Below are 24,471 nucleotides of genomic sequence, written 5' to 3'. Positions count from 1 at the left end.
GCGTCACAGCCAAGGCCCCTTTTAGAGCCCCGCCGGGCGGGTCCCGATCACCCCGCTTGCCGCAAGGCGCGCGAGATCGTCCTCAGTCAGCCCACACCTATCGCGCAATATCTCTTCATTGTGCTCGCCCAACGTCGGCGGCGGGCGCAACAGCCACTCGCGCTGGCCGGCAAGCAACGCGAATGGCGGCGTGGGGTACAGGCCGGCGCCGGTCCGCGGATGATGCAGCGATTCGAAGAATCCGCGCTGGCGCAGTTGCGGATTGTCCGTCACCAACGACGGCGATATCACCGGGGCCGCCGGAATGCCGGCCTCGGCCAGCAGTTCCACCGTGGGCCCTAACGACTGCCCGGCAAACCAGTCACCCAGCGCGGCGTCGATCTCGTCTGCGCGCGCTTGCCGCCCATCGGCACTGGCCAACCCCCCGTCGCACCAGGACGGTCGACCCATCACCTCAACCAGCGCCCGCCACTGCCCGTCGCTGACCACGCTGACCGCGATCCAATCGTCGTCCCCGGCGCACCGATAGATGTTCTGCAGCGCTCCGCCGTGGCCGCGGTTGCCACGCCGGTTCAGGGTCCTGCCGAACACCTCAGTTTCGATCGGTTGAATCGCCGTGGTGTTCAACACCGTTTCCACCATCGGCAGCTCGACCTGCTGGCCCGATCCGGTGCGTTCGGCAAAGTTCAGGGCGGCCAGCACCGCGAAGGCGGCATGCACGCCGGCCAGCGGATCACACGCACCGCGCGGGGTCACCGGTGGAGTCTCCGGCAACCCGGTCACCCAGGTCAAGCCGCCGATCTGCTCCATGGTGGGGGCGAATCCCACTCGCTCGCGCCAGGGCCCGTCCAAACCGAATGCCGGCATCCGGGCGACGACGAGTTTGGGGTTTATCTCCAGCAGTACGTCGGCGGTGAGCCCGAAGTGGTCCATCACTCGCGGCGAGAAGTTCTCGATGACCACATCGACGTCGGCGGCCAGCGAAAGGAACAACCGCCGCCCCTCGTCGGAGCCCAAATCCAGTGTGACCGAACGCTTGTTGGTATTCATCGCGTGGAAGACCCAGCCGTACTCCCACCAGTCGTCCACATCGGTGCGCATGCCACCCGAATACCGGATGCCGTCGGGGCGCTGAATCGACTCCACCTTCACGACATCGGCGCCGAATGCCGCGAGCAGGTGAGTGGCCGCCGGCCCAGCCCAGAACGCGGTCAGATCGACGATCCGAACACCGTGCAACGGCAACCCGAATGGTGACGACTGTCCAGTGAGTTCCCTTTGTTGCCAAGGTGGTTCGCCATCGCCCGCTCCGAGCACCGGGGTGGCACCCACCGGTGCGGGCGCACACCGCGACATCAGCCACGGCGGGCGCGGCTGGTGGAACCCGGCCGGGTTGTCGACGAACACCCCGCGTTCGACCACGTAGTCCGTGTCGCGGATAGTGGCGCCGTTGCCCAGAGCCGCGATCGGCAGCCGGAACAGCTGCCCCAACGCGACGATCTCCTCGACGGTCCGTTCGGCCATCCAGGGACCGATCAATCCGCGGATGAGATCGCGGTATTCCCACCGGCCGATCTGAAAGCGCAGCTGCGGAATCTCTTCCAGCTGAGGGCATTCGACCATCGCAGCGAAATCCAGCCACTGCTGACCGGTGACCATCGTGATCCCGACGTAGCCGTCCTTAGCCGGTTCGATCGACGGCACTTCCAGCGTGCGCCGCACCGGACCCACCTGCAGCAGTTGGGAATGCAGCCATTCACTGCTCTGCATCATGGCCATGGCCTCGAGCATGGACAGGTCGAGATGCTCACCCGGGCCGCCATGCTCGACGCGGCGGCGCATAGCCAGCGCGCCGAACGCAGCGAAGACGCCGCCCATGTACTCCCCCAGGTTGCCGCCGATTGAAATGGGCGGGCCGGCGGGGTCGCCGCGAAAGCCGGGTGACCCGGCCCAGGCTTGCAGGGTGAACTCCGTGGCGGCGCGTTCGGCGAACGGACCAACCCAGCCGAAATCGGAAATCGTGACAATGACCGCCTGCCCGGCGTCGGCTAACAATCGCTGCGGGTCGATGCCAAGGGCCGCCGCCTGGGACCGGCTGCCGGTGACAATCACGATGTCGGCCGCGGCCAGTTCGGCTAGGTACTGTTCGGAATTGGGCGTCAGAACCAGGCTGCGCTTGCCGGCATTCAGATAACTGAACAACGGCGACGCCGCGCCGTCCACCGGAGAGCAAGTCGCCGTGTATCGCCGTAGTGGATCCCCTTGCGGCGGTTCGATTTTGCGGACCTGTGCACCGGCGTCCACCAACAGCTTCCCGCAGTAGCTGCCGGCAATGCGATCACTGATCTCGACAACCCGCAATTCGCCTAGCGGTGTCGGCCGATTCCCGGCCTCGCGACTCACGCGGCTATTTATACCATTACTGCTAAAATAGCAAAGCCAGTAAGCAAGTGAGCCCTGCGAGGATCGGATGACCGCCCTGGGAATTGGACCCGACGCCCGTCGCCGATTGTCGGCGCCGAGGATTGCCGAAATCGTAGCCGACGAATTGCGTCGCCAGATCATCGACGGCGAACTCGCCGACGGCGATCTGCTGCCCCGCCAGGAAGTGCTCGTCGAGCAGTTCAACGTCAGCCTGGTCTCGCTGCGAGAAGCACTGCGAATCTTGGAGACCGAGGGATTGGTGTCGGTGCGCCGGGGCAACCGCGGTGGCGCGGTCGTGCATGCACCGGCGAAGACCAGCGCCGCTTACATGCTCGGCCTGCTGTTGCAGAGCGAATCCGTCGCGGTCGCCGACCTCGGCATGGCATTGCAAGAACTCGAACCGGCCTGCGCCGCACTGGCCGCCCAGCGGCCCGACCGCGCGGACACCCTGGTGCCCGAGCTCAAACGAGTCAACGATGCCATGGCCGAAAACCTGGACGACGGGCGGCTTTTCACCGAGATCGGCCGCCAGTTCCACGACCTCATCGTTCGCGGCTGCGGCAACCACACCATCATCGCCGTCGTCGGCAGCCTGGAAACGCTGTGGACCAGCCACGAACAACAATGGGCCGACGAGAGTGCGGCCCGCGGCACCTACCCGTCACTGGCCAAGCGCCGTGCCGTGCTCAACACCCACACCAAGCTGGCCGAGACGATCGCCGAAGGTGACGTCGACCGGGCCCGTCGCATCGCGGGCCGCCACCTCGCCGACACCCAGACCTACGTGTTGTCCGGCCGCCCCGAACAACGCATCCATGCGCTTTCCCCGCAAGCGTTGTCGCGCACGCGCGATATGCGGCGTCACTAAAGCCTGTGAGAACCGCACTGGTCACCGGTGGCAGCGGTGGGATCGGCAAAGCCTGCGCGGGTGAGCTGTGCGAGCGTGGCTACGACGTAGTCCTGGTGGCTCGACGCGAAGCGCCGCTGCGCGCGGCGGCCGCCGAGATCGGCGCTCGCCACATCGTGGCAGACGCATCCGATCCGGCCGGATTCGCCGCGGCGATAAGCGAACTCACCGCGGTCGATCTCGTCGTGCACGCGGCCGGCACGCTCGGTGGGACGTATGCTCGCAAGCAGACATTCGAGCAGTGGCGCACCATCATGTCGGCCAACCTGGATTCCTGCTTCGTGGTGACGTCGGCGGTGCTACCCAAGATGCCGGCGGGCTCACGACTGGTGTTCATCTCGTCCTCGGCGGCTCACGAACCGATGATGGCCCGCACGGCCTACTCTGCATCCAAGGCCGGCATGAACGCCTTTGCCCGGGCGCTGGCGCTTGAAGTCGACCGCGACGGCATCAGCGTTCACCTGGTGACGCCGGGACCGGTGGAAACCGAGATGCTGCAGGATGTTCCGTTCGAGATGTATGCGATTCAGGTATCCGACATCGCCGCGGCGGTCGCCTGGCTGGACACAGTGGACCCGTCGGTGGAGCTGCCGGAAATCCGGTTGAGTGCAGTGCAGCGCGGCCCGTACGCGCGCCCACCCGTTGTGCCCACCGAGGCTCGCCGGCGCGCTACGGCGAAGAAAACTCCTTGATGACCGACTCCCCGAATTCGGCCAGTGATTCGGGGACCGCGAAATCGGCGAACCAAACGTAGAAACGCTCGACTCGCTGGGCCGCCAAACCGGCGAAATATCTGCGGAGCTCGGCGGCGTCACCGCACACCAGGCCCGGTCCCAGGTGACCGAATCGCCGGGAGCTGACTTCGCGGACGGCGTCGGGATCGCTACCGGACCGGATGAACCCCACCATCTGCTGGACCGAGATGCGGGCTCCTCCGGCAGCCGGCGCCAGCCGGGACAACCTGTCGATGTGGTTGGACTGTAGGTTCCACCAATCCGCGTACTTCGCAACGAGTTCCATCATGCGGCGGCCGCTGCCGCCGAGGATCAGCGGTATCGGATGGGCCGGCTTGGGAGATTGCGCCCGCTCACCGTCAGCCCAGTACTGCCTGATCAGACCCAGGTGCTGCTCGAGTTGCCGCACGCGGGCGACCGGATCTTGGTCACCGACATCGAATCTGGCGAATTCGGCTGGCCACGACCCCGAGCCCAGGCCGAGCTCGAACCTGCCGTCGGAGGCCGCCGCCAGGGTGACCGCTTGCTTGGCCAGCACGGCCGGGTGCCGGAACGCATCGCAGAGCACCAGGTGACCGATCTTCAACCGCTGCGTCTTGGCCGCCACCCAGGTGGCAATGCCCATTGCCTCCCAGATGTTTTCAGCCGGTTGTCCGGGCGCCTCGAGGTGATCGATGAACGCAATCCCATCGAACCCACTGGCTTCGGCGTACCGGGCCCGTTCGGCGATATCGGCCACCGGCAACCGCACCTGCGGCAGAAACAGAAACCACTCGGCCATGCGCCCACCTATGCGTGTATTCGACTCGATCGGACCCGGATCGCTAGTTTACTATTTTTGCTATGTTAGAGGTCTTATGGATGTCGGCCTGACTTCGGAGCAGCTGACGCTGCGCGACACCGCGCGCGACATCCTGCGTACCGAATGTCCGCCGGAGGTGGTGCGCCAAGCGCTCATCGATCCCGAGCGGTGGCGCGCCCTGTGGAATACGGTCGTCGACCACGGGTGGACAGAGCTGGCAGCACCCGGGTTCGGACCGGGTGACCTCGCAGTGGTCCTCGAAGAATGTGGCGCGGCGCTGGCGCCCATCCCCTTGCTCAGCAGCGTCGGCCTGGCCGCAGGCGTCTTGCGTGCCTGCCGCGACGTGTGCCAACAAGTCATCGCCGACATCGCCGACGGTGTCGTCGCGACCCTGGCGGTGCACTCTCCCGGTCGGCGGCTCCCCGGCGCCCCGATGACGCTGCGGCGCGGGCGCCTAAGCGGACGTGCGGTCGCAGTTACGAATGCCACCCGCGCCGAGCTCATCGTCACGCTGGCCGTTACCGGCGACGGCGTGCTGGCCGCAGTGGTGCGCAGTGGCGACGGGGTAACCGTCCAGGCGGGCGAGTCGACCGATCCCGCACAGCCCGTCGCCGACATCGAGATCGACGCCGAACCGCTGGCCACCGCGCCCATCGATCTCGAATCCGCATTGGCCACACCGCTGATCGCCGCTGCCGCCGATCTGGTCGGCGTGGCAAGCGGCGCGTTGCAGCGCTCCGTCGAGCACGCCAAGACGCGGCAGCAATTCGGCCAGCCGATCGGCGCATTCCAGGGCATCAAACACGCACTCGCCGACAACTACGTCAGCATCGAACGCGCCCGCAGCCTCACCTACTTAGCAGCCGCCAATCCGACGTGGACTGCCGCCGCAATGGCCAAGGCCGCGGCCGGCGACGCCGCTAGCACCTGTGCACGCACCGCCGTGCAGGTGCACGGCGCGCTCGGGCAGACCTGGGAACACGACACCCACCTTTACGTCCGGCATGCCTGGCAGAGCGCGGCGATGCTGGGCGACAGCCGCGTCCTCTATCACGAACTGGGCCGCCGCTTTGCCGGAGGCGCGATATGACAGCCCCTGCCGAGGAATTCGGCGCATGGTTGACGGAATTTCTGCCCGGCGACTACTACCAGCGGTATCGCCAATACCGCTGGGACATCGCGCTGCGACGGGCCTACCAGAGAGCGGCCTTCGAAGCCGGCTGGCTACAGCCCACCTGGCCGGCCGAACACGGCGGTCGGTCTTTGGGTTTGCGTGACGCCATGGAAGTCCGTCTGGAAGCAGCCATGCGTTCGGCACCCAAGCTGCCCAACATCGCCGGTCCCAACGTTGCCGCTCCCGGAATCCGCCAGTTCGGCACCGCGGCGCAGATCGACCGCCTGCTGGTACCGCTGTTGCGGGGCGAGGAATGGTGGGCGCTGGGCATGTCCGAGCCGGAAGCGGGTTCCGATTTCGCCGGACTACGCACCCGCGCCAAGCGCGACGGCCCCGTTTTCCGCGTCAACGGACACAAGATCTGGACCACTCAGGCGCACGAATCACGTTGGTGCACACTATATGTGCGCACCGATCCGGATGCGGCCAAACATCGCGGCATCTCCTGCCTCATCCTCGACCTGCACACACCCGGCGTGCGGATCGAACCCATCCGGATGGCGTCGATCTCCGACGAAACGTTCTGCGAGGTCTTCCTCGACGATGTGGAGATTCCGGTGGACAACCTGTTGGGTCCGCTCAACGGCGGCTGGAACGTCGCATTGTCGTCGCTACACCATGAACGCCAAATGATTTGGATCATGAACTGGGTAGAGATCAAGCGCGGTCTGGACTCGTTGCACAACAGCGTCGACGAAGGCATTTACAGTGACCTCGGCCGCCTCCTCAGCGACGCCGAGGCGTTACGGGCCACCGGCTACCGTGCCCTGAGCGATGAACTCGCCGGCCGGCCCAGCCCGCAAGCCGATATCATGAAGCTACTCGGATCGGTTACCCTACAACGCGTTTGGGAGCTGAGTGCGGATTCGTCGGGACCGGAGTCGAGCGCGGACCCGGACCTGCTCTTCGAACGCCAGGATGCGCTGGCCGCCACCATCTACGGCGGTACCTCCGAAGTCCAGCGCAATATCATCGCCGAGCGGGTGCTCGGGTTGCCAAAGGGATGACGACGATGGATTACGACCTCGGCGACGACGCAGGTGAACTGCGAACACACCTGCGGCAGTTGATATCTGACAATATTCCCACCGGTTTCCTGGGTGCCTGCACCAGCGACCCGCAAGACCTTGCCGCCACCGAATCCTTCTGTAAGCTGCTGGCCGCCGAGGGGCTGCTGGCATTGGCCTGGCCGAAAGAGCACGGCGGCGGCGGCGGTTCGGTCTGGCAGCAGACGGTACTGCGCGAAGAGATGTGGGCTCATCACGAGCCGCGTGGCCCGCAGTATATGGGGATCAACTGGGTCGGGCCGGCACTTATGCGCTACGGAACGGCCGAGCAAAAGGCCCAGCACCTCTCGGCCATCGCCTCCGGCGAAGTGATCTGGTGCCAGGGATTCTCCGAACCAGAAGCCGGCACCGACCTCGCCTCGTTGCGTACCCGCGCGGTCCCGGACGGTCCAGATGGCCAGGCGTGGCGCATCACCGGCCAGAAGGTCTGGACGTCGTACGCGCAGATGGCGTCCTGGTGTGTGCTCGCGGCATGCACCCACCCGGATGCGCCAAAGCACAAGCGGCTCACCCTGTTTCTCATCCCCATGGACCGACCCGGGTTCACCGTCCGTCCGATCCCGTCGATGCTAGGACCGCATCACCTCAACGAGATGTTCCTGGACGGAGTGCAGGCCTTTCCCGGCGACGTGCTCGGTGAGCCCGGCGACGGTTGGCGGGTGATGCGCGAAGCGCTGGCCTTCGAGCGCGTCGGCATCGCGCGCTACGCGCGCTGCGAATCCCTACTGGACCGGATGCGCAACCAGCTTGGCGAGGACTGGGACCGGTTACCGGAAACGCTTCGTACGCGTTGGGTTCGAGCGCTCGCCGACTTACGGGTGGCCAGACTGCTGGCTTATCGTGCCGTGTCGCTGCAGGACGACCCGTCGGCCGGCACGGCCGCCAGCGCGGCCCGCATCGCCACCACCACCTGTGATCAGCAGGTGGCGGAGCTGCTCTTCGAAGTGCTCGGTCCAACGGCACTGGACAGCGGTGGGTCGGCTGCACTGCACGGGGCTATCGAAGACCACTGGCGCTACGCGCAGGCCGCTACCGTGGCCTCGGGCACCATCGAAGTGCAGCGAATGCTGGTGGCACGCGACGTCCTGGGAGAACAACATCGGTGAATACCGCACTGCCGCAAGATATTACCGACTTCGCCGCTGTCGCGGCCAAGCGGTTGGCCCTACTGGGCGGTCCGCAGGCGGCGCTGCGGGCCGAAACCGACAGCGCCATCCGGGATTCGGCGCGCGAAGCGCTGCGAGAGGTCGGTGCCTTCGAGCTCGACGTCCGCTGCAGCCCCGATGACGCCCTGGCGGCAGCGGTCCTCTGTCAGGCCGCCGGCGCGACGGCTCTGCCCTATCCGCTGGTCGAGGAGCTGCTGGCCGTCGACGGGGCCCGACTGGCGTTGGTGAACCCCGAGGCACCGCGCATCGACCACGGAGACCTGTCCGGCAGCTGGATCGCCGCAGACCTCGACGGCAACCGCTACCACGTTCAGCCGGCGTCGCGAACCAGCGCCAAGTTGGGGCCGTTCTTGGTGCCCGCCACACTGAGCGCACCCGACGGAACCGTGGCGGCCGCCGACGTTAATCTTCATCTCGTGCTGGGATCATGGCGGATTCTGGGGTCGGTGCAGCAGTTGCTGCAAATCGCGACCGAGCACGTGCGCGCCAGGATTCAGTTCGGCAAGCCGCTCGCCGATTTCCAAACCGTCAGGTTCGCCGTCGCCGATGCTTCCGTCGCGTTGCGCGGACTGCGCGAACTCGCCAAGTTCACCCTGTGCCGACCCGAAACGGTGCCATTGCGGATTCGTTCCGCGGACGCGCTGGTGTTGCGGCTCAAGGCCGCCGACACCGCACGTCAGGTGCTGCGCACCGCGCATCAGTTGCTCGGCGCGCTCGGCTTCTGCGACGAGTCCGACGTCAGCGTCCTCGACCGGCACACCCAACCGCTCATCCGGTTGCCGCTGGGCAGCGAAGCACTGGCGTTGCGCCTCGTTCCCGACGTCGCAAACGGCTCGCTGGAGACGCTCTTCTCGTGAGCAGCGCCGGCGACGATGCAGAGTGCAGCGATGAGGTGGGGGCACCTCCCGCTTGCGGGGGAGAGCGGCGCAGTTGAGCACTGAACCCGTCGCATCTGGAACAACCCCTAATCCGCTCGAGGACGGAATCCCGTTCGGAACCAAACTCCAGCAGCTCGCCGAAGAAAAGCGGAACGAGCCGGCCGTGACCGTTATCGGGCTGGACGGCACCGCGCAGTCACTGACCTTCGGCGACCTCGACGCACGCGCCAACCAGTGGGGCCGAGCCCTGGCAGCGCGCGGCGCTCAAACGGGTTCCCTCGTCGCACTTGCCATACCGAATTCACAGCACCTCGTGCTAGCCGCGCTCGGTTGCTGGAAGATCGGCGCTGTCCCCATTCCGATGCATTGGGATCTACCCGAATGGGAGCGCGAGCGGGTGCGCGCGGTGATCGACCCCGCCGTGGTGGTCGACGAAGAGAGCCGCTGGGAACTAGATGCCCGCGCCACCGCCGAGTCCGAAAGTCCCCTACCCGAAGCTATTTCGCCGACCGCCAACGGCATCTGCAGCAGCGGATCAACCGGTGTGCCCAAGGTGATTCTCAATCTGGCGCCATCGCTGTGGATACCCCAGCAGGGCGAGCCATTCCTGTCGAACTGGACACCGATCGCCCAGCCCCAGACCATCATGGTGCCCGCGCCGATGTATCACACCAACGGCTTCGCCACCTTCCTCATGCTATTGGGCGGCGACCATCTTGTCGTACTCGAAAAGTTCGACGCCACACTGGTTTTAGACGTGATCGAACGCTTCGGCATCACCAACTTCACCGCCACACCGACCATGCTGGCGCGAATCGCCGCCCGCCCCGACGTTCGTCAGCGAGACCTATCCAGCATTGTCTTCATCTTGCAGGGTGCGGCGGTAATGCCGCCATCGCTGCTACACACCTGGTTCGAGTTGCTCAGTCCGGAGCAGATCGTGACCGCCTATGGGATGACCGAGAACCTCGGCCTCACCGCATTGCGCGGTGACGAGTGGCTGACTCATCCGGGCAGCGTGGGCCGCGGATTCCGGGATACCGAGATCCGGATTCTGGACGCCGACAAGAGACCGCTGGGCCCGGGCGAGCACGGCGATGTCTACCTCCGTGCGCCGATGAGCGCGGGGTACCGCTATCTAGGGGGCGCGCCGCCACTTCCTTCCACCGAGGACGGGTTTCGCTCCGCGGGCGACATCGGCCACCTGGACGAGGACGGCTACCTTTACATCGTCGACCGCCGGGCCGACATGATCATCACCGGCGGCGCCAATGTCTTTCCGGCAGAAGTGGAGTCGGCGCTCGCCGGACATCCGGGCATAGCCGACGTCGTGGTCATCGGTCTGTCCGATCCGCAGTGGGGACGCCGCGTTCACGCCGTCGTGCAAACCGCGGAGGCACTGACCGAACAGCAGGTGATCGAGTACGCCAAGAGCCGACTGGCCCCCTACAAGGTGCCCAAGACCGTCGAGTTCGTCGACGCCATACCGCGCACCGCGGCCACCAAAGTGAACCGCTCGGCGATGATCGCCGCGCGGGGCGGGTGATCGCGTCCTACCGGATCATGCTCGGCGGGCACCCACCAGATGCCGCCCGGCTACATCGCGTCGACCCGCCAAACCAAACCCTCTCTCGATCGCAATCACAACACTGCCCGGGGCGGGGCAGCCATTGCGGCGTTTGATGTCCCCTGCTGTTCGCCGGCCACATCTTGCAAAGCCGTCAATAAGGGCAGATCGGTATAAAACGCCCGATCTTTTCGACATCATGCCTATCTGCAAGCTGATTCACTTCGGCTAGGGTTTTGCTCGCGGTGAGGATAAGTCCAACTGCACTGGTAGTGGGCCTATTCCACATCGACCCACGATATGAGCCGCACCGGCAATGGCGCCGATCATGTTCGCAATCGACACGGAGGTTCCCAAGAATGAGCGGAATAGCATCCAGCCGCGATGTTGTCAACTCGACTTGCGTGGGTGACACCACCACGGCAGGCCGGCTCATCATCACTACCTACGCAACAGAAATGCTTGCTGCGGACGGTCCATCCGGGTGTGGGTTGTGCAATCTGTCGTAATGACGGCAGAACTCAATAACCGCCTTGATACATCACCAGCGAGCCGATAGCCAAAGTGAGCTAAAGTCCATGCCCTCGCGAAGCGAACGGCTTCAGTCATTGGACGCACCGCGATCGGCTTAAGCAAAAATATGGAGACGGGCTGTTGCGATCGGAATCCATTTCCACACCATCTTCAGTGCTTAGCGAGCGACACAAAAAGGCGTTGGCGTTCGACGCACCCTATGTCATCGACCGACTCATTAATGATCGGGTCGCGGACACTCCTGCCTTGGCCGGAGAGTTGTTCAGTGAAGTGAAAAAGTTCTTCGTGTTATGCGAGATCACTGATGACGTAAGCCTTGGAATGTACTCGGCAATGGTCGACCAAGCCTGGCACACATTTATCCTGTTCACGGCCGAATACACCGCCTATAGCCACCACTACTTCGGCAGATACCTCAATCACGTACCCGCCGGCCGCAACGTCGTCGATAGGCGTCGGGTGGGCACGTTCAGCGAGTTCCGCGAACGCTACGAGGCGTTGTATGGCGGGCCACTGCCGCGGATCTGGTACGACAGCAATAGCATCAGCCCGTCGCGACGGGTAATCAACGCCCAAGCCGGGCAACTGACTGTCAACGGCTCCGGCCGCACCGTCGAACTTGTCGATAGCGCAGGCTCTGTGGTCTTGTCTGCCAACGGCATTGCTCAACCCGCCTTGCACTTCGTCGCGCAGAACAGCGATTTCTACGTGCGCGAGTTACCCGGAAACCTCACCGACGACGAAAAAATCGGACTCGCCCAGGCCCTTGCCCAATCGCGCGTCCTGCGCGTCGCCCCCTAACCGGTGTAGCTCCGCGATATCTTCGCAACGCGCGGTAACCTCATTCTCAGAGCGTGCTGACAACGCCCGAAAAGAGGAGACCGCCAATGGCAGGCACCTGCGATGAAGCCGAAGTGACGCGCGCCGACCGCTTCATCAAAACGGCGGTGGAAATATTGGGCGAAACGGGACGTACCGATTTCACGGTGCAAGAGGTCGTCGCGCGCTCGAAAACCTCCCTGCGCGCGTTCTACCAACACTTCAACAGCAAGGACGAGTTGCTGCTGGCGCTCTTCGACCGGACCATGGCCCGGACGGCTGGAATGTGGCGCGCCGAAACCGCCGGACTCGACAGCACGGCCGCACTGAAGCTGGTCATCGACCGCATCAGCGCGCAGCCGGAATCCACCACCCAGGACAGCCTCAATCGGGCACTGAGTCTCTACAACCAGCACCTAGCCGAGACCCGGCCCCGCGAATACGCCAGAGTGCTCTCGCCGCTGCATCAGTTGATCCGCGACATCGTCGGGCAAGGCATCACCGAGGGCGTCTTCCGCCCGGGACTGGACGTGGGAGCCGCGGCAGCGATCGTCATGCAGACCGTGGTCGGCGCGCTCCGATTACATTGGCTGGGAAAGGAATTGACCGGCAGCCCGATCGACTCCGGCCAGCTGTATGACTTTTGCAGCCGCGCCCTGGGTATTCGAGATTCCGATGACGAGCCGAACCCGCCGTCGCTGTCCGAGCTCTTCGGCCAACTCGGCATGCGTCCGGGCATCCATGACGGCGAGTTCGCGATGACGATGCCCGTGAGCCCGCAAGTGGTCAACACCTCCGGTGCCCTGCAGGGCGGCTTGATCGCCACGCTCATCGACGTGGCCGGGGGCCAATTCGGACTGGAATATCTGCAGCCCGGTACCACCATGACTACTGCCGACTTGTTCGTCCGCTACTTGCGGCCGATCCGGCAGGGCTCGGCGCTCGCGATACCCCGGATGCTGCGGGCCGGCCGGCGGGCGATGGTAATGCAAGTCGACATTTACGGCGACGGTGGCGAGGAACTCGCCGCGACGGCAACGGTTAACTTCGCGATCATCAATGGAGCCACGCCGACGGCGGGGCTTCGCACCGACGGATAAAGTGGTAACGTCATTACCGCACTTAGAGATCAACACTTCTGCAGGAGATCGCCATGCCGTCTCGCGAGCTTCCCTTTCCGGTGTTCGACGCCGACAACCACATGTACGAGCCGCAGGAAGCGCTGACCAAGTACCTGCCCGAAAAGCGCAAGAACGTCATCGACTACGTGCAGGTGCGCGGTCGCACCAAGATCGTGGTGCGCGGTCATATCAGCGAGTACATCCCGAACCCGACGTTCGACGTGGTCGCGCGCCCCGGGGCCCAGGAGGACTACTTCCGCCACGGCGCGCAGGGTAAGACCTACCGGGAGATCCTGGGCGAGCCGATGAAGGCCATCCCCGCGTTCCGCGAACCGGGCGCGCGGCTCGAGGTCATGGACGAGCTCGGTATCGACTACGCGCTGATGTTCCCGACCCTGGCCAGCCTGGTCGAGGAGCGGATGAAGGACGACCCGGAGATGACCCACGACGTAATCCACGCGCTCAACGAGTGGATGCACGAGCAGTGGTCGTTCAACTACTCCGACCGCATCTTCGCCACCCCCGTGATCACCCTCCCCATCGTCGAGCGCGCGCTCGAGGAACTCGAGTGGTGCCTGGAGCGCGGCGCCCGCACCGTCCTGGTCCGTCCGGCGCCGGTGCCCGGCTACAAGGGCAGCCGGTCGTTCGGCCTCGAGGAGTTCGACCCGTTCTGGCAGGCCTGCGTCAAGGCCGAGTTGCCAGTCTCAATGCATGCCTCCGATAGTGGCTACTCGGAGTTCGCGAACGTGTGGGAGCCCGGTGATGAGTTCCTGCCGTTCAAGCCGACCGCCTTCCGCAGCTTCGCGATGGGCCACCGGCCGATCCTGGACGCGATGGGTGCGCTGGTGTGCCATGGCGCGTTGTCGCGCAATCCCGAGCTGCGGATCCTGTCGATCGAAAACGGCGCCGACTGGGTGCCGGACCTATTCAAGGGCCTAAAGGGCGTCTACAAGAAGATGCCCCAGTCGTTCAGCGAAGATCCCGTCGAGGCGTTCAAGCGCTGCGTCTACATCACCCCGTTCTGGGAGGACCGGTTCACCGAGATCGTCAAGATGGTGGGCACCGACCGGGTGCTGTTCGGCTCCGACTGGCCGCATCCCGAAGGTCTCAAAGACCCCATCTCCTTCGTCGACGAGCTCACCGACTTCGAGGAGGCGGACGTCGCCAAGATCATGGGCGGCAACTTGATGAAGTTGATGAAGGTTTCCAAGCCGGTCAAGAAGCCGGTGTCGGCCTGATTACCGGGCCGACTGGGCTGACCGGCCCGATACGGGACGGGGAAATCTATAGGTCTCCTATAGACGCGCCCCAGCCCGTCTTGCTATACAAAAGGCGGCCATTTGTCGTCCGGGGGGTCCGGCGCGGCCGATTGGGGGGTACACCATGAAACTGGCTCCAGCAGAGTCATCGACTACGACGGTGATGTTGAGTACGCGGCTGACGACCCAGCTGGGCCAGCCACAGAGCACGCTCAGGGCGATCACGCAGCGCAACGGTTCGGCGGTGGTCATCCGCGCGGGCGGCGAGATCGATGCCTCTAATGAGCAAAACTGGCGAAGCCTCCTTGCCGAGGCGGCGGCAGTGGCCGCGGCGCCCGGTCCACTCGTGGTCGACCTCAACGGTCTGGACTTCATGGGCTGCTGCGCATTCGCCATCCTCGCCGACGAAGCCGACCGGTGCCGGCACCGTGGCATCGAATTACGGCTGGTCAGCCGCGACGCGAGCATGGCCCGAATCATTGCGGCGTGCGGGTTAACCGGCGTGCTGCCACTGCATCCGACCGCGGAATCTGCGCTGTCCGTGGCGTAGTTGGCCGGGCGAAGCCCGTTCGAGGACCGTTCGAGAGCAAATTTTGGTGCGTCCGGCCGCCGGCCCGCGTTGATAACCTGTTTGTAGTTGCTTGACGAATTCGTCATGCATCCGACTTGTCTGATTATCGGTCCGTAGGAGGGACGGCCAAATGGCTGCCGAGATGGACTGGGACAAAACAGTCGGTGCGGCCGAGGACGTACGACGCGTCTTCGAAAACATTCCCGCGATCGTGGTCGGCCTTCAGGGCCCTGAGCACCGCTTCGTCGCGGTGAATGCGGCCTTTCGGGCGTTCAATCCCGTAGTCAACACCGTCGGAAAGACAGCCAAGGAGGTCTACCCGACACTGGAGAGCCAGCAGATCTACCAGATGTTCGACCGGGTTTATCAAACCGGGGAACCGCAATCCGGATCTGAATGGCGACTTCAGGCCGATTACGACGGTTCGGGAATGGAGGAGCGGTTTTTTGACTTCGTGGTCACGCCGCGGCGGCGAGCAGACGGGTCGATCGAGGGAGTTCAGCTTGTCTTCGATGACGTGACCGCACGGGTGAAGGCCCGGCTGGCGGCCGAGGCGCGGGTGGAGGAAATCTCCGAGCGATACCGCAACGTCCGCGACTCGGCCACCGTGATGCAACAGGCGCTGCTGGCCCCCTCGGTGCCCGTGCTTCCCGCCGCCGACATCACCGCGGAATATCTCGTAGCCGCCCAGGACACCGCTGCAGGCGGCGACTGGTTCGACGCCATCGCCCTCGGTGAGCGGCTGGTGCTCATCGTGGGAGACGTCGTGGGACACGGTGTGGAGGCCGCGGCGGTGATGTCGCAGCTGCGCACCGCTGTGCGGATGCAGATCTCGGCAGGACACACGATCACCGATGCACTCGAAGCCGTGGATGCCTTCCACGAGCAGGTGCCCGGCTCCACGTCGGCCACCATCTGCGTCGGCTCCCTCGACTTCAGGACCGGCGAATTCCAGTACTGCACCGCTGGGCACCCACCGCCATTGGTGGTGACCGCCGATGCCAAGGCGCGCTACGTCGAACCCTCCGGCGCCGGACCACTTGGCAGCGGTACCGGATTCCCGGTGCGCACCGAGCTGCTCGACATCGGCGACGCGATCCTGCTCTACACCGACGGCCTGATCGAACGGCCGGGCCGGCCACTGGTAGCCAGCACCGCAGAATTCGCCGACACCGCCGCGCACATCGTCCGCGGCGGCGGCTTCGTCATGGACTCCCCCGGCCGCCCGATCGATCGCATCTGCTCAGAAACACTCGAACTGCTGCTTCGCTCCACCGGCTACAACGACGACGTCACATTGCTTGCGGCACAGCGCAAAACGCCGTCACCTCCGCTGCACATCACGGCCGACGCGACCATCCACGCCGCACGCGCGATTCGGGCCCAGCTCCGGGAATGGCTGGTCGAAGTCGGCGCCGATTCCGCCGACATCTCAGATGTCGTGCATGCGATCTCCGAATTCGTGGAGAACGCAGTCGAACATGGTTACGCCGCCGAGGTTTCCGACGGGATCGTTGTCGAAGCGGCGCTGTCCGGGGATGGCAATCTGCACGCCTCGGTCTCCGATCAGGGCCAATGGAAAGACCACCGGGAAGGTGAGCAGGGTCGCGGACGTGGATTGGCCATGGCCGAGGCGCTGGTGAGCGAGGCACACATCATCCACCGCACCAGCGGGACGACCGCCACACTTACGCATCGTTTGTCGCGACCGGCGCAGTTCATCACCGACACGGTGGTGGGTCGCGGGACGTACGAGCAGGCGATCGACAACGAATTCGTTTCCCTGGTGACCGATGCCGGCCGCATCATCGTTCGAGGCGACGTCGATTCGCACACCGCGCCCACGCTGGACCGGCAGATCGCCGTGGAAAGTCGTTCCGGCATAGCATCTTTGACGATCGATCTCAGCGCTGTCACCCATCTGGGTTCGGCCGGGGTGAGCGCGCTGGCCGCGGCGCGCAACAGGGCACACAAACACGGCGGTGACTGTGTCCTGGTGGCGCCCCCCGGCAGTCCGGCGCACCATGTGCTGTCCCTGGTCCAGATACCCGTTGTCAGCGGCGACACCGAAGACATCTTCGCCGAGGACTAAGACCGCGCGTACTGCCACAGACAGTAACCAGCCTCACACTTGCTAACGCAATAGTCCGCATGCGTACAATACACCTTGTCAACTATTGGAACTCGATGAAGAGGCAACCATATGTCGTACGTCATCACCGATCCCGAAGCGCTCACGGCGGCAGCAGACAGCCTGGCGGGCATCTGCGCCGCCCTGGACGCACAGAACGCGGCGACGGCCGGCCCGACCACCTCGTTGGTTCCCGCCGCCAACGACGAGATATCGGCACTGACCGCGGCGATATTTTCCGCCCACGGGCAGCTCTACCAGCAGGTCAGCAGCCAGGCGGTGGCGATCTTCGGCAGCTGTGTGCACGACCTCTCCACCGGCGCGCGCTCGTATGCGTCCACCGAGGGCGCCAATGCGATGGCCATGAGCTGAGAATTGGTGCGTCACAGTGAATTTCGATTTCGGTATATTACCGCCGGAGATCAACTCCGGCAGAATCTATTGCGGCCCAGGGTCGGGCCCACTGCTGGCATCCGCTGCGGCGTGGGACGCGCTCGCCGCCGAATTGGACGTGATGGCCACTCACTACTCCACCGTGGTTGCAGAACTCACCGACGACCCCTGGCGAGGACCGGCGTCGACTTCGATGGCCGGTGCGGCCACCCGCGATGTGGCCTGGATGCGCCAAACCGCCGCGCTGGCCACCCAAGCCGCGAACCAGGCCAAGGCCGCGGCAGGGGCCTACGAAGCGGCATTTGCCATGACCGTGCCCCCGCCGGTCATCGCGGCCAACCGTGCGCTGAAGGCCGGGCTCACTTCGACCAATTTTCTGGGTCAGAACACCCCGGCGATCGCGGCCACCGAAGCCCAGTATGGCGAGATGTGGGCGCAGGATGTCGTCGCGATGCACCGTTACGCCGTCTCCTCGGCCAGTGCATCGAAACTGACACCGTTCGCCACGCCGCCCCAGACCGCGAAGGTTTCGGCGTCCACCATCGGCCAGATCATCACCAACGTCGACCTACTGGCGACCGACCTCATCTTCACCGCGAACCTGGCCGTCGCCTCGGCGAGCCTGGGCGTGGCCACCGCGTCCTTCGCCCGCACGTCGGCGACCGACACGAACACCGGCGCCGGCTCCCAGCAGCGGTTGGTCGCCTATAGCGGCAAGGCGTCCGGGGTGATCGCGAATACCGGTCGGGCGGCCACGGTCGGCCGGCTATCAGTGCCACCGAGCTGGGGTTACTCGCCCGCGATCCGCCAACTGGCCGCCGTAGTGCCGAGCACAATCGCTCAGCCGGCACCCGGGCCGGCCAACGATCTGGTACTGGCGAATTTGGCCGGCAGCACCCTGGGCGGCCTTACTACCCGCGGCGGCTTCCCGGCGCGCACCGCACCATCCGTCCGGAGGACGGCTCACCAAACAACGGCAAGCACCCAAGTAGCCACCCAAATCTGCGCGGCGGACATTCCAGAGAAACTCGCGGTGGCACTGGCCGCCATGCCCGGGGCGACCGTGGTGCTGATACCGCCTAGCCCTCCGGCGACCCCTCGAGGTCTTTGACCACCGCATCGAACACCTCAATGAGGACCTTGGCCTGACGGTCGTCGACGTGCCGGGTGAATAATCGCTGCACCGTACTCACGTGAGGTGACCAGGCCTCCTCCAGCGCAGCGCGCCCCTCGGCGGTCAGCTTGACCAGCGTCGCGCGGCGGTTGGCGGGATCGGGATTGCGGGTGACATGCCCGGCCCGTTCGAGATTGTCGACGACCCGGGTGATACCGCTTGCGCTGTAAACCAATGCCGCTGCCAGATCCTTCATATACAAGGTCTGTTCCGGTGCTCTGGATAGTTGGACCAAAGCGTCCAGGGTGAGCAGGCTCATGCCGTGCGCGGCGCGCAGTTCGGCGTCCAGGGCGCGCTCGAGCAACGCGTGCGAGTGAACATAGAGCTCCCAAGCCTGTTCCTGCTGGCGTCCCAGCTTGGTGAGACGAACACCACGCCAATTCTCCCCCGCACTGTGTTGGTTCACAGCAAAATGGTAGCCCAGCTTACAGTTGCTAATGCAACAATGCGCGTAAATACACTATTTATCTCAAATCGTGTCCCATGATTATCGTTTGCCCAGAGGGAGAAGCACATGCCGCGGTCAACAGGAAAGCGGGCGGCACGCCCATCCACAAGATTATGACCTGCTGAGAAGATCCAAGCGCCACAATGGATTTCGGATTGCTGCGCGAACTCCGCAGTTTCAACCGCCCGTGCCGGGTGCTGATGGTCAATCAGCTCGGCACCAGCTTGGGCTTTTACCTGCTGATGCCGTACCTGTCCACGTATCTGGGTGGTCGGCTGGGCCTCGCTGCGTGGGCGGTCGGTCTGGTATTAGGCATGCGCAACCTGAGCCAGCAGGGCATGTTCTTCGTGGGCGGGACACTTGCCGACCGGATCGGCTGCAAGCCCGTGATCATCACCGGCTGCCTGCTGCACGCCGGCGCGTTTGGGTTACTGGCGCTGGCCAAATCCCTGCCCACGCTGTTGATCGCCTCGGCGGTAATCGGTTTTGCCGGAGCGCTGTTGAATCCAGCGCTGCGCGGCTACCTGGCCATCGAGGCGGGCGACCGGCGAATCGACGCGTTCGCCACCTTGAACATCTTCAACCGCACCGGAATATTTTTCGGCCCATTGCTCGGGCTTGTGTTGCTGGACTTAGACTTTCGGCTATCCGCCCTAGTAGCTTCGATAGTCTTCGCCCTACTCGGCGTCGCATTGATGGCGACGCTGCCCCGCCACCGGATCAGTGCGATCCATGAAGAATCCGGGGCGACGTCGATCTTCGCCGATTGGTCGTCGGTCGCCCGCAATTGGCCGTTCCTGCGGTTCGCTGCGGTCATGCTGGGCACCTATGTGCTGTCATCCCAGATCTACTTCGCCCTGCCGCTGCAGGCCTCGACAGTTACGCCACATTTCAAATCGCTGTTGGTCGCGGCGGTGTTCGGGACCTCGGGCCTGGTGGCAATCACCTGTCAGCTACGCATCACCCGCTGGTTTTCCGCGCGATGGGACCCCCGAGAGAGCCTGCTCATCGGCGTGATGTTACTGACGGCATCGTTTGTGCCGCTGGCCATCATCCCCGACGCACATCGGCTCGGCACTCCCGCGGCCGTCCTAGCTTTCCTCGCGTCGGTTGCTCTGCTTGCGATCGCGTCGGCGGTGATATTTCCCATCGAGATGGACATGGTGGTATCGCTGTCCCGCGACGGACTGGTGGCTACATATTACGGCTTCTACAACACTATTATCGGGGTCGGAATCCTGGCCGGCTATTTCGCAATCGGCGGGCTAGAGGAAATAGCCCGCTACCTTGACAACGACGAAATAGTATGGGGTGCACTAACTTTTATAGGAATCGTCACGGCTGCGGGGTTGTACTTGCAGGACCGGGGCGTGAGCGCCCCGGTCCGTGCCGTACCTGACTGAACGGGACCCCGCGGTCGGCGCCGTATTCTCGTGGGAAGTTCAGCACCCGCTCACCGATGACATTGCGCGCCATTTCGGTGGTACCGCCACCGATGGCGACCGATTGCCGGGACAGATACCGGAACCCGGTCTGCAGCCCGTCGCCGTATTGTCCAACGACGCCGGCGGCACCCGCGATCGACAGCGCGGTGTCGACCTCGAGCGTCACGGTCTCGGCATGGAACAGCCTGATGAGCGTTCCGGCCGCCGGCGGGAGCGCACCGTCGCGGACGCTGCGATAGACGTGGTCGATCAGCTGCTCGGCGACTGCACGGTGCACCAGTGCCCGCCCGGCCATCTCCTTGACCCGCTCGTTGTCGGACTGGCCGGTCTTGGCCGCGAGGCCGGCGTAATCGACCGGGATGGTGTGGCCGCCCTCGCTGCCGCTGCCGCTGGCGAACTCCGAGCCCTGACCCACCGCGCGGCGTTCGTGGTACAGCTGCCGGGAAGCCACCGCCCAGCCGCCGTTCACTTCACCGACCACCGCGTCGTCGCCGACGTCCACCCCGTCCAGGAACTCCTCGCAGAACTCGGAGGAACCGTTGACCTGGGTGATCCGCCGCAACGTGATCCCCGGGTGGGCGATGGGCACCAGGAACATGGTGAGCCCGTCGTGCTTGGGGACGTCCCAATTGGTGCGGGCCAGACACAATCCGTAGTCAGCGGCGAATGCGCTGGTGCTCCACGTCTTAGCGCCGTTGATCACCCACCGGTCGCCTTGACGTTCGGCTCGCGTGATGACACCGGCCAGATCGGATCCGCCGCTGGGCTCGGACAACAACTGAACCAGTACCTCGTCGCCGCGCAACGCGGCCCAGATGTGCTGTTTCTTCTGCTCTTCGGTACCGGTGTCGAGCAGCGTGGCACAGCAGATGGTGAAGGTCGGCGTGTTAAGGATCAACGGCATTTCGTAGCTGAATGATTCCTCGTCGAAGGCGCGCTGGTATTCGTAATCCAGTCCGAGCCCCCCGTACTCGCGCGGGAAGCAGATTCCGGCGAATCCGCCTGCGTATAACCGCTTTTGCAGTTCCCGGGCGCGTTGCCAGGAGCGCTCGTCGTCGCGGGGCGCAGCCGGCGGCGACGCCGGGTCGATGCGAGGCATGTTGTCTGCCAGCCATACTCGGGCCCGGCCGGCGAATTCAGCGACCGACTCGTCAGATGGCACCGAGGTCATTGGGACAGCGCCTTTTCCGCCTCGTACACCCGCAGGTTGTGCTCCTCGGGTGTGCCGAACATGGAGCGGTACAACGTAACCCGTCTCAGGTATAGGTGCAGATCGTGTTCCCAGGTGACGCCGATGCCACCGTGCATCTGCACGCAGCCCTGAACGATCCGGCCGGCCAGCTCGCCGACATAAGACTTGGCGATGCTGGCCGACCTGCCGGCCGAGGGCGTTCGGGCCGCAATATCGGCGACCGCCGCGGCCGTAGTGGCACGGCAGGCTTCCACCCACATCTTCATATCCGCAAACCCGTGCTTGAGCGCCTGGTACGACGCCAGCGGACGGCCGAAGGTGTGCCGGTCCAGCGCCCACTGAACGGTGAAGTCGAACACCGTCTGCAGGATGCCGACCACCTCGGCGCACTGCAGCACCTGGGCAAGCTGACTTTGGCGCTCGATAAGAGCGCCGGTCTCGCCGGCGTGGCCGACGGCCGCGGACCTGGCCACGACGACGCCGTCGAAATCGACCCGCGCGTATTGCTTGACCAGGTCCACCGACTGCTGCGCGGTGATCAGCACTCCCGGTGCCTGGGCGGGAACCAGGAACTGCCGAACATCGTCACCGCATCGGGCCACCACCAGCAGCACCGCGCTCTGGGCGCCGGCTTCCACGCGATCTTTGCTGCCGTCCAGCCGGTAGCCGGCGTCGGTTGGGGTGGCGGTAACCGTCGGAGTCAGCGGCTCCCAGCCCCGTCCGGGTTCGGCGACCGCCCAGGACGCCACGGCTTCGCCCGATATCAGCGCTGCGATCAGGTCGGCATGCGCCTGCGGCTCACCGCAGTCCACCAGCCCCGCGAGCACCGTGCTGACCGGATAAAGCGGGCCCGGCGCCACCGTCTTGCCGAGCTGTTCGGCGACTGCGGCCAAGTCCGCGACGCCGTTGCCGGACACGCTGCCGCCACCCAACTCGTCCGGCACCAGCAGACCCGTCCACCCGAGCTCAGCGGCGCGCCGCCACCACACGGGATCAAAGGACGTACCCGTCGAATGCAGTTCGCGGACGTACCGCAGTGGCGCTTCTTTGAGGAGAAATGCTTGGGTAGTTGAGGTAAAGAGTATCTTTTCGGGAGAGTCGACAGCGGTCATCCGCCTAATCGGTCCTTGTCGGAGGTCGGTGGCGACTCTGATATTAGCAATGGGCGATACCGTAAGAGATACCGGAGTTCAGTCGATAATGATGTTGACGAGCTGTAACTGCAATGGCTGAGACAACCGAACCGCCGACGGAATCGGTTAGCGCAGAGGCCGACGCACTGGCGTTGGCCGAAGAAGCCGAAGCTGAAGCCGCCGAAGCCGAAGCGCTCGCCGCCGCCGCACGGGCAAAGGCGCGCGCGGCCCGGTTACGCCGTGCTGCGCTGACCGGCGAAGTCATCGATGAGGACGCGGACGAAGACGACTTCGGTGAGTATTACGACGAGTACGACGAAGACTACGAATCCGAAGAAGCCGAAGAAGCCGAAGAGACCGCGCCGGGCTCCTGGCGCGACCGGTTGCCCAGCTGGCTGCCGCTGCCCGGGCTGGCGATGGTTGCCAAGATAGCCGCGATCCTGGTCATCTGCGGCTTTGCTGGATTCAGCGGATACATCGTCTGGAAGCATCATGAAGCCAACGACCGCCAGCAGCGCGCCGCGGCATTCGCCGCCGGGGCCAAGCAGGGCGTCATCAACATGACCTCGCTCGACTTCAACAAGGCCAAGGAAGACGTCCAGCGGGTAATCGATAGCTCGACCGGCGAGTTCCGGGACGACTTTCAGGCGCGAGCCGCCGATTTCACCAAGGTCGTCGAGCAGTCCAAGGTGGTCACCGAAGGTACGGTGAACGCGACGGCCGTGGAATCCATGGATGAACATTCCGCTTTGGTATTGGTTTCGGCGACCTCACGCGTCACCAATTCCGCGGGTGCCAAGGACGAACCACGTGCCTGGCGGCTCAGGGTGACCGTGACCGAAGAGGCCGGCCAATACAAGATGTCGAAAGTTGAGTTCGTACCGTGAGCGATGACGTGCGCGACCCCGAGGCCACTGAAGCCTTGACGATCGACGCAGACCCCGAAGCCGACGACTCGGCGGCCGAGGAATCCGACGAGCAGGTTTCCGAGGAGAAGAACCCCAAGCTGCGCCGCTTCTTGCGACGCGACTTATTGCGCGTGCAGGTCAATGTGCGACCCGTTCCGGTGCTGCTGATTCTGCTCGTGCTGATCTCCGGCGGTGTGACGGCGTGGTTGTACGTCAAGCAATACCAGCCCGATCAGCAGACCGACCCCAGTGTCGCGCGCGCGGCCATCAATGCGGCATCCGACGGCACCGTCGCATTGTTGTCGTACTCTCCCGACACTCTCGACAAGGACTTCGCCACCGCCAAATCACACCTCTCCGGCGACTTCTTGTCCTACTACGACCAATTCACCCAGCAGATCGTGGCACCGGCAGCCAAGCAGAAGTCGTTGAAGACCACCGCTCACGTAATGCGTGCCGCGATATCGGAATTGCATCCCAATTCGGCCGTAGTGCTGGTCTTCGTCGACCAGAGCACCACGAGCAAGGACAGCCCCGATCCATCGATGGCGGCCAGCAGTGTGCTGGTGAACCTTGCTCTGGTCGACGGCAGATGGTTGATCACCAAGTTCACACCGGTTTAGC

22 protein-coding genes are annotated in these 24,471 nt (G+C 64.6%); 17 read left to right on the top strand and 5 right to left on the bottom strand.

All coding sequences use genetic code 11. The features are described from left to right. Positions 1-21: 21 nt before the first annotated feature. Complete coding sequence (locus AWC27_RS16695) at positions 22-2,403, bottom strand: CaiB/BaiF CoA-transferase family protein (RefSeq protein WP_245847196.1); 2,382 nt, start codon at positions 2,401-2,403, stop codon at positions 22-24. 67 nt (positions 2,404-2,470) lie between these two features. Between AWC27_RS16695 and AWC27_RS16690 the strand changes: the two genes are divergently transcribed. Then, on the top strand, positions 2,471-3,292 hold the full coding sequence (locus AWC27_RS16690; RefSeq protein WP_085671568.1) for a FadR/GntR family transcriptional regulator: 822 nt from the start codon (positions 2,471-2,473) through the stop codon (positions 3,290-3,292). 5 nt (positions 3,293-3,297) lie between these two features. Next, positions 3,298-4,023 (top strand): SDR family oxidoreductase, encoded by a 726-nt coding sequence (locus AWC27_RS16685; protein WP_085671494.1) that lies wholly within the window; start codon positions 3,298-3,300, stop codon positions 4,021-4,023. Here the strand turns inward: AWC27_RS16685 and AWC27_RS16680 are convergent. Next, positions 4,001-4,846, bottom strand: a complete 846-nt coding sequence (locus AWC27_RS16680; protein ID WP_085671493.1) for an LLM class flavin-dependent oxidoreductase — start codon at positions 4,844-4,846, stop codon at positions 4,001-4,003. The genes AWC27_RS16685 and AWC27_RS16680 overlap by 23 nt on opposite strands. A gap of 76 nt (positions 4,847-4,922) precedes the next feature. Here AWC27_RS16680 and AWC27_RS16675 point away from each other — a divergent pair, with 76 nt between their 5' ends. From AWC27_RS16675 to AWC27_RS16620, 12 genes are all read left to right on the top strand, one after another. Next, positions 4,923-5,957, top strand: coding sequence for an acyl-CoA dehydrogenase family protein (locus AWC27_RS16675; RefSeq protein WP_085671492.1), 1,035 nt, complete (start codon positions 4,923-4,925; stop codon positions 5,955-5,957). Continuing rightward, positions 5,954-7,048: an acyl-CoA dehydrogenase family protein gene (locus tag AWC27_RS16670; protein WP_085671491.1), complete on the top strand. Its 1,095-nt coding sequence runs from the start codon at positions 5,954-5,956 to the stop codon at positions 7,046-7,048. The genes AWC27_RS16675 and AWC27_RS16670 overlap by 4 nt, the downstream gene beginning before the upstream one ends. Next, positions 7,045-8,214 carry an acyl-CoA dehydrogenase family protein gene (locus AWC27_RS16665; RefSeq protein ID WP_211281652.1) on the top strand — a complete coding sequence of 390 codons (1,170 nt, stop codon included), beginning with the start codon at positions 7,045-7,047 and terminating at the stop codon, positions 8,212-8,214. Before AWC27_RS16670 ends, AWC27_RS16665 begins: the two co-directional genes overlap by 4 nt. Beyond that, positions 8,211-9,131: an acyl-CoA dehydrogenase family protein gene (locus AWC27_RS16660; RefSeq protein ID WP_085671490.1), complete on the top strand. Its 921-nt coding sequence runs from the start codon at positions 8,211-8,213 to the stop codon at positions 9,129-9,131. Before AWC27_RS16665 ends, AWC27_RS16660 begins: the two co-directional genes overlap by 4 nt. A gap of 73 nt (positions 9,132-9,204) precedes the next feature. Beyond that, positions 9,205-10,698 (top strand): class I adenylate-forming enzyme family protein, encoded by a 1,494-nt coding sequence (locus tag AWC27_RS16655; RefSeq protein WP_085671489.1) that lies wholly within the window; start codon positions 9,205-9,207, stop codon positions 10,696-10,698. A gap of 675 nt (positions 10,699-11,373) precedes the next feature. Next, positions 11,374-12,054, top strand: coding sequence for a glycine-rich domain-containing protein (locus tag AWC27_RS16650; RefSeq protein ID WP_169726808.1), 681 nt, complete (start codon positions 11,374-11,376; stop codon positions 12,052-12,054). 86 nt (positions 12,055-12,140) lie between these two features. After that, a complete protein-coding gene (locus tag AWC27_RS16645; protein ID WP_085671487.1) occupies positions 12,141-13,172 on the top strand; it encodes a hotdog fold thioesterase in 1,032 nt (343 codons plus the stop codon). Between the two features lie 53 nt (positions 13,173-13,225). Continuing rightward, positions 13,226-14,431 carry an amidohydrolase family protein gene (locus tag AWC27_RS16640; RefSeq protein WP_085671486.1) on the top strand — a complete coding sequence of 402 codons (1,206 nt, stop codon included), beginning with the start codon at positions 13,226-13,228 and terminating at the stop codon, positions 14,429-14,431. Between the two features lie 145 nt (positions 14,432-14,576). Then, positions 14,577-15,002 (top strand): anti-sigma factor antagonist, encoded by a 426-nt coding sequence (locus AWC27_RS16635; protein ID WP_139837048.1) that lies wholly within the window; start codon positions 14,577-14,579, stop codon positions 15,000-15,002. 151 nt (positions 15,003-15,153) lie between these two features. Next, complete coding sequence (locus tag AWC27_RS16630; RefSeq protein WP_085671484.1) at positions 15,154-17,115, top strand: SpoIIE family protein phosphatase; 1,962 nt, start codon at positions 15,154-15,156, stop codon at positions 17,113-17,115. A gap of 111 nt (positions 17,116-17,226) precedes the next feature. Beyond that, positions 17,227-17,526: a PE family protein gene (locus tag AWC27_RS16625; RefSeq protein WP_085671483.1), complete on the top strand. Its 300-nt coding sequence runs from the start codon at positions 17,227-17,229 to the stop codon at positions 17,524-17,526. A 16-nt stretch (positions 17,527-17,542) separates the two neighbouring features. Further along, positions 17,543-18,658, top strand: coding sequence for a PPE family protein (locus AWC27_RS16620; protein ID WP_085671482.1), 1,116 nt, complete (start codon positions 17,543-17,545; stop codon positions 18,656-18,658). Here AWC27_RS16620 and AWC27_RS16615 read toward each other — a convergent pair. Continuing rightward, positions 18,627-19,127, bottom strand: a complete 501-nt coding sequence (locus tag AWC27_RS16615) for a MarR family winged helix-turn-helix transcriptional regulator (RefSeq protein ID WP_245847194.1) — start codon at positions 19,125-19,127, stop codon at positions 18,627-18,629. The genes AWC27_RS16620 and AWC27_RS16615 overlap by 32 nt on opposite strands. Before the next feature lie 185 nt (positions 19,128-19,312). Here AWC27_RS16615 and AWC27_RS16610 point away from each other — a divergent pair, with 185 nt between their 5' ends. Beyond that, positions 19,313-20,572 carry an MFS transporter gene (locus tag AWC27_RS16610; protein WP_085671481.1) on the top strand — a complete coding sequence of 420 codons (1,260 nt, stop codon included), beginning with the start codon at positions 19,313-19,315 and terminating at the stop codon, positions 20,570-20,572. Here AWC27_RS16610 and AWC27_RS16605 read toward each other — a convergent pair. Both AWC27_RS16605 and AWC27_RS16600 read right to left on the bottom strand, forming a co-directional pair. Further along, complete coding sequence (locus tag AWC27_RS16605) at positions 20,505-21,785, bottom strand: acyl-CoA dehydrogenase family protein (RefSeq protein ID WP_085671480.1); 1,281 nt, start codon at positions 21,783-21,785, stop codon at positions 20,505-20,507. The genes AWC27_RS16610 and AWC27_RS16605 overlap by 68 nt on opposite strands. Continuing rightward, entirely contained in the window at positions 21,782-22,918 is a 1,137-nt protein-coding gene (locus AWC27_RS16600; protein WP_085671479.1) for an acyl-CoA dehydrogenase family protein, read from the bottom strand. The genes AWC27_RS16605 and AWC27_RS16600 overlap by 4 nt, the downstream gene beginning before the upstream one ends. A 113-nt stretch (positions 22,919-23,031) precedes the next feature. On the opposite strand from AWC27_RS16600, the gene AWC27_RS16595 reads away from it, so the two are divergent. Together AWC27_RS16595 and AWC27_RS16590 are read left to right on the top strand one after the other, a co-directional pair. Then, positions 23,032-23,826 carry a hypothetical protein gene (locus tag AWC27_RS16595; RefSeq protein ID WP_085671478.1) on the top strand — a complete coding sequence of 265 codons (795 nt, stop codon included), beginning with the start codon at positions 23,032-23,034 and terminating at the stop codon, positions 23,824-23,826. Further along, positions 23,823-24,470: a hypothetical protein gene (locus AWC27_RS16590; RefSeq protein ID WP_372516843.1), complete on the top strand. Its 648-nt coding sequence runs from the start codon at positions 23,823-23,825 to the stop codon at positions 24,468-24,470. Before AWC27_RS16595 ends, AWC27_RS16590 begins: the two co-directional genes overlap by 4 nt. Position 24,471: the final 1 nt, after the last annotated feature.

Origin of the sequence: Mycobacterium szulgai (genome assembly GCF_002116635.1) — a bacterium.
GTDB classification, from domain to species: Bacteria; Actinomycetota; Actinomycetes; order Mycobacteriales; family Mycobacteriaceae; genus Mycobacterium; species Mycobacterium szulgai.
Note: the sequence above shows the minus strand (reverse complement) of the source record. Positions and strands in the feature narration are given on the sequence as shown.